Origin of the sequence: Thiohalorhabdus sp., from assembly GCF_046545655.1 — a bacterium.
Taxonomy (GTDB): Bacteria; Pseudomonadota; Gammaproteobacteria; order Thiohalorhabdales; family Thiohalorhabdaceae; genus Thiohalorhabdus.
On the sequence record NZ_JBKGZG010000065.1, the window covers coordinates 1 to 7,120 of the forward strand.

Below are 7,120 nucleotides of genomic sequence, written 5' to 3' on the forward strand. Positions count from 1 at the left end.
ATATGGCGGAGGGGGAGGGATTCGAACCCCCGGACGGCAGAACCGTCACCTGATTTCGAGTCAGGCGCCTTCGTCCACTCGGCCACCCCTCCGGCGCGGCGCCGGCCGGCACGGGCCGGTTTGGTTACGCACGGACCGGCATACTGGTGGGACGGGCGGGACTCGAACCCGCACACCGTAGGTACTGGATCCTAAATCCAGCGCGTCTACCAGTTCCGCCACCGTCCCACGTGGGCGGTGCGCAGGGGCCGCGGCGTCCAGCCCGGGCCCCGCCCGCGAACGTCTGGAGCGGGCGACCGGACTCGAACCGGCGACATCCACCTTGGCAAGGTGGTGCTCTACCAACTGAGCTACGCCCGCCTTGGGCCCGCCCCGGATTTCCGGAGGCTCCGAGGCGGTCGGATTGGAGCGGGGGACGGGAATCGAACCCGCATCATCAGCTTGGAAGGCTGAGGTTCTGCCGTTGAACTACCCCCGCCGCCCGAAGGGCAAAGGATACCGTACTTGCCGGGCGAGGGAAACCGTGTCCCCCGTGGGACGGGACGGCTTCCGCCGCAGAAAATGCGCCTGCGGGTGAGCCGCGGGCGGCCTTGTGGCAGAATATGGCGTTTCTTGGGAGTCGGCGACGAACACACGCAGGAGAGCGTTTTGAGCGAAGAACAGCGCAAGCCCCGGGAGTGGATCGAGGACCTGCGTGGCCGTGTGGACGGCCTACGGAGGTATCTTTGACGTCCCTCGCCTGAAGGAGCGCCTCGACGAGCTGGAGCACGAGCTCGCCGCCCCCGATCTCTGGGACGATCCCGACCACGCGCAGCAGCTGAGCCAGGAGTTCCATCGGTTCAAGGAGCAGGTGGCGCCCCTGGAGGAGCTGGCCCAGCAGGTGGAGAGCGCCGACGAGCTGCTGGAGCTGGCCGAGGCCGAGGACGACGAGGAGACCCTGGAGGCGGTCCGGGGCGATCTGGCGGACATGGAGCGTCGTGTCCAGCGCCTGGAGTTCCGGCGCATGTTCTCCGGCGAGCTGGACGCCAACAACGCCTTCCTGGAGATCCAGGCCGGGGCCGGGGGCACCGAGGCCCAGGACTGGGCCGAGATGCTCCTGCGCATGTACCTGCGCTGGTGCGAGGCCCGGGGGTTCGATACGGAGCTGATGGAGGTCAGTCCGGGGGACGAGGCGGGGATCAAGAGCGCCATCGTCAAGGTGGGCGGCGAATACGCCTACGGCCATCTCAAGGTGGAGTCGGGGGTGCACCGCCTGGTGCGCAAGTCGCCCTTCGACTCGGGCGGGCGGCGCCACACCTCCTTCGCCTCGGTCTACGTCTACCCGGAGGTGGACGAGTCCATCGAGGTGGAGGTCAACCCCGAGGACGTGCGCACCGACACCTACCGGGCCGCCGGCGCCGGCGGGCAGCACGTGAACAAGACGGATTCGGCCGTGCGGCTGACCCATGAGCCCACCGGCATCGTGGTACAGTGCCAGAGCTCTCGGAGCCAGCACTCCAACCGGGCCGAGGCCTGGCGGGTCCTGCGCGCCCGACTGTACGAGCTGGAGCTCCAGAAGCAGCGCGAGAAGCAGCAGGCCGAGGCGGCCGAGAAGGGCGAGATCGGCTGGGGCAACCAGATCCGCTCCTACGTCCTGGACCAGAGCCGCATCAAGGATCTGCGCACCGGCGTGGAGGTGGGCAACACCCAGGCCGTGCTGGACGGCGACCTGGACCCCTTCATCGAGGCCGCCCTCAAGCAGGGGGTGGGGGCCGGGGCCGAGGCCTGATGCCCCGCGCCTGCCCGCGGCCGCGGACGGACGGCTGTCCGTTCGCGGCTGTCCTGTGTCCCTCCAACCTTTACCCGTGACCGGAGTCGGGCCGTTGAGCAACGAGGAGAACGAGCAGATCCAACAGCGCCGGAGCAAGCTGGCCGCCTGGCGCGACCAAGGGGAGGCCTTCCCCAACACCTTCCGGCGCACCCACTGGGCCGCGGAGATCCATGAGCGCTTCGGCGAGCTGGACGCGGAGACGCTGGAGGCGGAGCCGCAGCGGGTGCGGGTGGCCGGGCGCATGGTGGCCAAACGGGTCATGGGCAAGGCCAGCTTCGCCCACCTCGGCGACGGCTCCGACGTGCAGATCCAGCTCTTCGTCACCCGGGACGCGCTGCCCGAGGGCGAGTACAACGCCGGCTTCAAGAAGTGGGACGTGGGCGACATCGTCGGTGCCGGCGGCACCCTGTTCCGCACCAAGACCGGCGAGCTGACGGTGGCCGTGGACGAGGTGGAGCTGCTCACCAAGTCCCTGCGTCCGCTCCCCGAGAAGTGGCACGGACTCACCGACGACGAGGCGCGGCTGCGGCAGCGCTATGTGGACCTGATCGTGAACCAGGAGACGCGGGAGACCTTCCGCACCCGCTCGGCCATGATCAGCGCCATCCGCCGGTTTCTCCTCGACCGCGACTACCTCGAGGTGGAGACCCCCATGATGCAGCCCATCCCGGGGGGTGCCACCGCGCGGCCCTTCGTCACCCACCACAACGCCCTGGACATGGATCTCTACCTGCGGGTGGCCCCGGAGCTCTACCTGAAGCGGCTGGTGGTGGGGGGCTTCGAGCGGGTCTTCGAGATCAACCGCAACTTCCGCAACGAGGGGGTGTCGACCCGCCACAACCCCGAATTCACCATGCTGGAGTTCTACCAGGCCTACGCCGACTACCGGGATCTCATGGACCTCATCGAGGAGATGACCCGCGAGGCGGCCATGCAGGTGCTGGGGAGGCCGGTGCTCACCCACCAGGGCCAGCACTTCGACCTGGGGCGGCCGTACCGGCGCCTGACCATCGAGGAGGCGGTGCTGGAGCACAACGAGGGTCTTTCCGCCGGTGAGCTGCGGGATCCCGAAGCGCTGCGGCAGTTCCTGGTGGGGCTCGGCGTGGAGCCGGACGAGGAACTGGGCTGGGGCGGGCTGCTGGTGGAGATCTTCGAGCAGACCGTGGAGGATCGCCTCGTCGAGCCCACCTTCATCACCCACTACCCCACCGAGGTGAGCCCCCTGGCGCGGCGCAACGACACCGACCCGGAGGTGGTGGACCGCTTCGAGCTGTTCTTCGGCGGGCGGGAGGTGGGCAACGGCTTCTCCGAGCTCAACGACCCCGAAGACCAGGCCGCCCGCTTCAAGGCCCAGGCGGAGAAGAAGGCCGGCGGCGACGTCGAGGCCATGCACTACGACGCCGATTACATCCGCGCCCTGGAGTATGGCCTGCCGCCCACGGCGGGGGCCGGCCTGGGCATCGACCGCCTGGCCATGGTGTTCGCCGACCAGGACTCCATCCGCGAGGTGATCCTGTTTCCCCACATGCGTCCCGCCGAACGGAACGATTGATGCCCATCCCCGCTGCCGAGGCCGTTCTTGCGACCCTTTGAGCTCTTCATCAGCCTGCGCTACCTGCGCACCAAGCGCCGCAACGGTTTCCTCAGCCTGATCACGGTGATCTCGGCGCTGGGGATCGCCCTCGGGGTGGCCGCCCTGATCACGGTGATCTCCGTGATGAACGGCTTCCAGAGCGAGCTGCGCGACCGGATCCTCGGCGTGACCAGCCACGTGGTGGTCAGTAGCTACCAGGACCTGGAGGGCGAGGAGACCTGGCGCCGGGTGGTGGACACCGCCGCCGAAGTGCCCGGCGTGGAGGCCGGCGCCCCCTATGTGCGCGAACAGGGCATGCTCACCCGGGGCAGCGCCGTGAGCGGGGTCCTGGTGCGCGGCATCCTGCCCGAATGGGAGGAGGGGGTCAGCGACTTGGCCGCCAATATGCAGCGGGGTAGCCTGGAGGACCTGCAGCCCGGTGGGTATGGGGTCATCGTGGGCAAGACCGTGGCGCGGGACATGGGGCTGGACGTGGGCGACCCCATCACCCTGGTGGCCCCTTCCGGCCAGTCCACCCCGGCCGGAATGCTGCCCCGGATGAAGCGGTTCACGGTGGTGGGGGTGTTCGACTCGGGGATGTATGAGTACAACTCCGGCTTGGTTTACGCCCATGCGGAGGACGTCCAGAAGCTCTATCGCCTGGACGGGGCGTTCACGGGGATCCGGCTGCGCCTGGCGGAGCCCATGGACGCCCCGCAGGTGGCCGAGCGGCTGGGGGAGGAGCTGGGCGGGTCCTACTTCGTACGCGACTGGACCCAGCGCAACCGCAACTTCTTCCAGGCCCTGCACACGGAGAAGGTGGTCATGTTCGTGATCCTGTTCCTGATCGTCATGGTGGCCGCCTTCAACATCGTCTCCAGCCTGGTGATGCTGGTGAACGAGAAGCGGGGCGATATTGCCATCCTCCGCACTCTCGGGGCCTCTCCGGGAAATGTGACCGCCGTCTTCATGATCCAGGGCACCATCATCGGGCTGTTCGGCGTGGTGCTGGGCGGCGCCGGGGGGGTGGCCCTGGCCCTCAATGTGGAGGAGCTGGTGGCCGGCCTGGAGGGGCTCTTCCAGACCCAGTTCCTGCCCGGCGACGTCTATTCGGTGAGCCGGCTGCCCTCCGATCTGTACTGGACCGACGTGGCCTGGATTACCGGTGCGGGGCTGGTGATGAGCTTCCTCGCCACCATCTATCCCGCCCGCAGCGCGGCGCGAACCGATCCGGTGGAGGCGCTGCGCTATGAGTGACCCGGTTCTGGAAGCGGAAGGCCTGACCCGGCGCTTCTGGGACGGGGACCGGGAGATCCTTGTCCTGGAGGATGTCTCCTTCCGGGTGGAACGTGGCCAGACCCTGGCCGTGACCGGCTCCTCCGGCTCGGGGAAGAGCACCCTGCTCCACCTGCTCGGCGGCCTCGACCGCCCCAGCGCGGGGACGGTGCGGGTGGGCGGCCAGGACCTTTTCGCCCTCGGCGAGGCGGAGCGGGGCACCCTCCGCAACTGGGAGCTGGGCTTCGTGTACCAGTTCCATCACCTGATGCCGGAGTTCTCCGCCCTGGAGAACGTCATGATGCCCCTGCTCATCCGCCGCCAGGGCCGGGCGGGGGCGCAGGAGGCGGCCGGAGAGATGCTGGCGAGGGTGGGGCTCGCGGAGCGCCTCCACCACAAGCCCAGCGAGCTGTCCGGCGGCGAGCGCCAGCGCACGGCCATCGCCCGCGCCCTGGTGACCCGGCCTTCGTTGATCCTGGCCGATGAGCCCACGGGCAATCTGGATGACCGCATCGCGGGTCGCATCCACGACCTCCTGCTTTCCCTCAACCGGGAGCTGGGCACGGCCCTGGTGGTGGTCACCCACGATTCGGGGCTGGCGGGACTGATGGGGCAGCAATTCCGGCTGTCGGAGGGCCATCTGGAAGCCGGCTGAGCGGGGCCGCCACGGGCGGAGGCCACTCGGGAGGGGGACGGGCGGCCGTGAGCGATAACGGACACCTGCGGGCGGCCGTCGGCACGCCCTTCCTCTGGATGGCCGTGGCCGCCTTCGCCCTGGGCATCCTGGCCTTCCATCGCCTACCCTTCCTGCTTCCCCCCTGGGTTCTGACCCTTCCCCTCCTGACCGCCCTTGGTGTCCTCTATTTCCGTCCCGGGCCCGCCCCGCTCCTGGCGGCGGCACTGCTGGGGGTTTCTTCTGGCAGGGGCTTGCGGCCATCAGCCAGCAGGCCCATCCGTTCCCCGCCGCCCTGGAGCGGCGCACGGTGCAGGTGGAAGGGACCATCGCCGGCGCGGTGGAGGACAAGGGGGAGCGCCAGCGCTTCCGTTTCCGGGTGGAGCGTCTGCGGCTGCCGGAGGGGGACTGGCGGGAGTACGGCGGGACCCTGCGCCTGTCCTGGTACCGCACCGCCCCCGAAGACCTGGCCTACGGCCAGCGCTGGCGGCTGGCCGTGCGGGTGAAACGGCCGCGGGGCTTCCGCAATCCCGGCGGCTTCGATTACGCTCGCTTCCTGCGCACCCGGGGGCTGTCCGGAACCGGCTACGTCCGCGCGGAACCGTCCGCCCAGCCCCTGGGCGAGGCATCTACGAGTGACTGGCGGGCCGAGGTGGAGGCCGCTCGCCGCCGGGTGCAGGATGCGGCGGCTGCGGCCGGCCCGGCTGGGCCCCTGGTACGGGCCCTTACCGTGGGCAAGCGCGACCAGTTAGCCCCTGAGGTCTGGGAAACCCTACAGGTCACCGGCACGGCCCATCTGGTGGCCATCAGCGGCCTGCACGTGGGGTGGGTGGCCTTCCTGGCATTCGCGGGGGCGCGCTTCCTGTGGCGCCGGGTGCCCCTGGCCCCGCTTCTGATGGCGGCCCCGCGCTTCGCGGCGGTGGCCGCCCTGGCCACGGCCGCGAGCTACGCCCTGCTGGCGGGGTTCAGCCTGCCCACCCAACGGGCGCTTATCATGGTGGCGGTGGGACTCGGGGCTTGGCTGTTGGGCCGGCCCTTCCATTTCGGACGGGCCCTGGCCACGGCAGCCTTCTTGGTGCTGCTCTGGTCCCCGGACAGCCTGCTGGCGCCCGGGTTCTGGCTGAGCTTCACGGCGGTGGCGGCCATCGGGCTGTTCCTGAGTGGCGCCCCCGCGGGCTGGGGCCGCTGGCGGCGGGCAGCGGTCCTGCAGCTGGTCGTGGTGGTGGCGGTCAGCCCGTGGCTGGCCTACTGGTTCGGGCAGGTCTCCCTGGTGGCCCCGCTGGCCAACGCGGTGGCCATTCCCCTGTTCAGCCTCGTCATCGTGCCGCTCGCCTTGGTGGGGGCGGTAGCCGCGCTGGTCCGTCTGCCGGGCCCGGCCGGCTTGGCTATGGCCGGGGCCGGGTGGGTCCTGGAAGGGGCCATGGGCCTCCTGGAGGGGGTGGCGGCCTGGCCAGGGGCGGCGTGGAGCGGCCCCCGCCCGGATGTCCCGGCGGTGGCCGTCATGCTGGCGGGCCTGGGCCTGGTGGTGAGGGCTCCCGGGCGGTGGCGCTGGCTCGGGGGGGTGGTGGCCGCCCTGCCCCTGGCCTGGTCCGGCCCTTCGGGGCTTCCCCACGGCCAGGCCCGGGTCTGGGTGCTGGATGTGGGGCAGGGCAGCGCGGCGGTGGTGGAGACGGCCATCCGTGTGGCGGTGGTGGACTGCGGCCCCCGCTTCAGCGCCAGCTTCAACGCCGGGGAGGCGGTGGACCGGCTGGTGGTCAGCCACGGCGACGACGACCACCACGGCGGCTGC

General features: G+C 70.3%; 5 protein-coding genes and 4 tRNA genes. 5 read left to right on the plus strand and 4 right to left on the minus strand.

The window, feature by feature from the left end:
* Nucleotides 1-3 precede the first annotated feature (3 nt).
* From ACLFRB_RS11180 to ACLFRB_RS11195, 4 genes are all read right to left on the minus strand, one after another.
* Nucleotides 4-92: transfer RNA gene (locus ACLFRB_RS11180), tRNA-Ser, on the minus strand.
* 52 nt (nucleotides 93-144) lie between these two features.
* A tRNA-Leu gene (locus ACLFRB_RS11185) sits at nucleotides 145-228 on the minus strand.
* 56 nt (nucleotides 229-284) lie between these two features.
* Nucleotides 285-360: transfer RNA gene (locus ACLFRB_RS11190), tRNA-Gly, on the minus strand.
* Between the two features lie 44 nt (nucleotides 361-404).
* Nucleotides 405-478: transfer RNA gene (locus ACLFRB_RS11195), tRNA-Gly, on the minus strand.
* Between the two features lie 170 nt (nucleotides 479-648).
* Between ACLFRB_RS11195 and prfB the strand changes: the two genes are divergently transcribed.
* The 5 genes from prfB to ACLFRB_RS11220 all read left to right on the plus strand — a co-directional run.
* Nucleotides 649-1,768 (plus strand): peptide chain release factor 2 gene (prfB, locus tag ACLFRB_RS11200; RefSeq protein WP_411069094.1). Its coding sequence is split into 2 segments (ribosomal slippage): nucleotides 649-726 and nucleotides 728-1,768, totalling 1,119 coding nucleotides; the frame shifts between segments, so codons are not numbered across the junction.
* Nucleotides 1,769-1,862: 94 nt separating this feature from the next.
* Entirely contained in the window at nucleotides 1,863-3,362 is a 1,500-nt protein-coding gene (gene lysS / locus ACLFRB_RS11205) for a lysine--tRNA ligase (protein ID WP_411069095.1), read from the plus strand.
* A 27-nt stretch (nucleotides 3,363-3,389) separates the two neighbouring features.
* Nucleotides 3,390-4,640 carry a lipoprotein-releasing ABC transporter permease subunit gene (locus tag ACLFRB_RS11210; RefSeq protein WP_411069096.1) on the plus strand — a complete coding sequence of 417 codons (1,251 nt, stop codon included), beginning with the start codon at nucleotides 3,390-3,392 and terminating at the stop codon, nucleotides 4,638-4,640.
* Complete coding sequence (locus tag ACLFRB_RS11215; protein WP_411069097.1) at nucleotides 4,633-5,313, plus strand: ABC transporter ATP-binding protein; 681 nt, start codon at nucleotides 4,633-4,635, stop codon at nucleotides 5,311-5,313. Before ACLFRB_RS11210 ends, ACLFRB_RS11215 begins: the two co-directional genes overlap by 8 nt.
* Nucleotides 5,314-5,476: 163 nt before the next feature.
* The coding region (locus tag ACLFRB_RS11220; protein WP_411069098.1) for a ComEC/Rec2 family competence protein at nucleotides 5,477-7,120 on the plus strand (1,644 nt) is incomplete at its 3' end.

What these genes read in the sequence shown, in the direction of transcription:
- ACLFRB_RS11215 (WP_411069097.1), top strand. Translation starts at nt 4,633, where the DNA reads ATGAGTGACCCGGTTCTGGAAGCGGAAGGCCTGACCCGGCGCTTCTGG.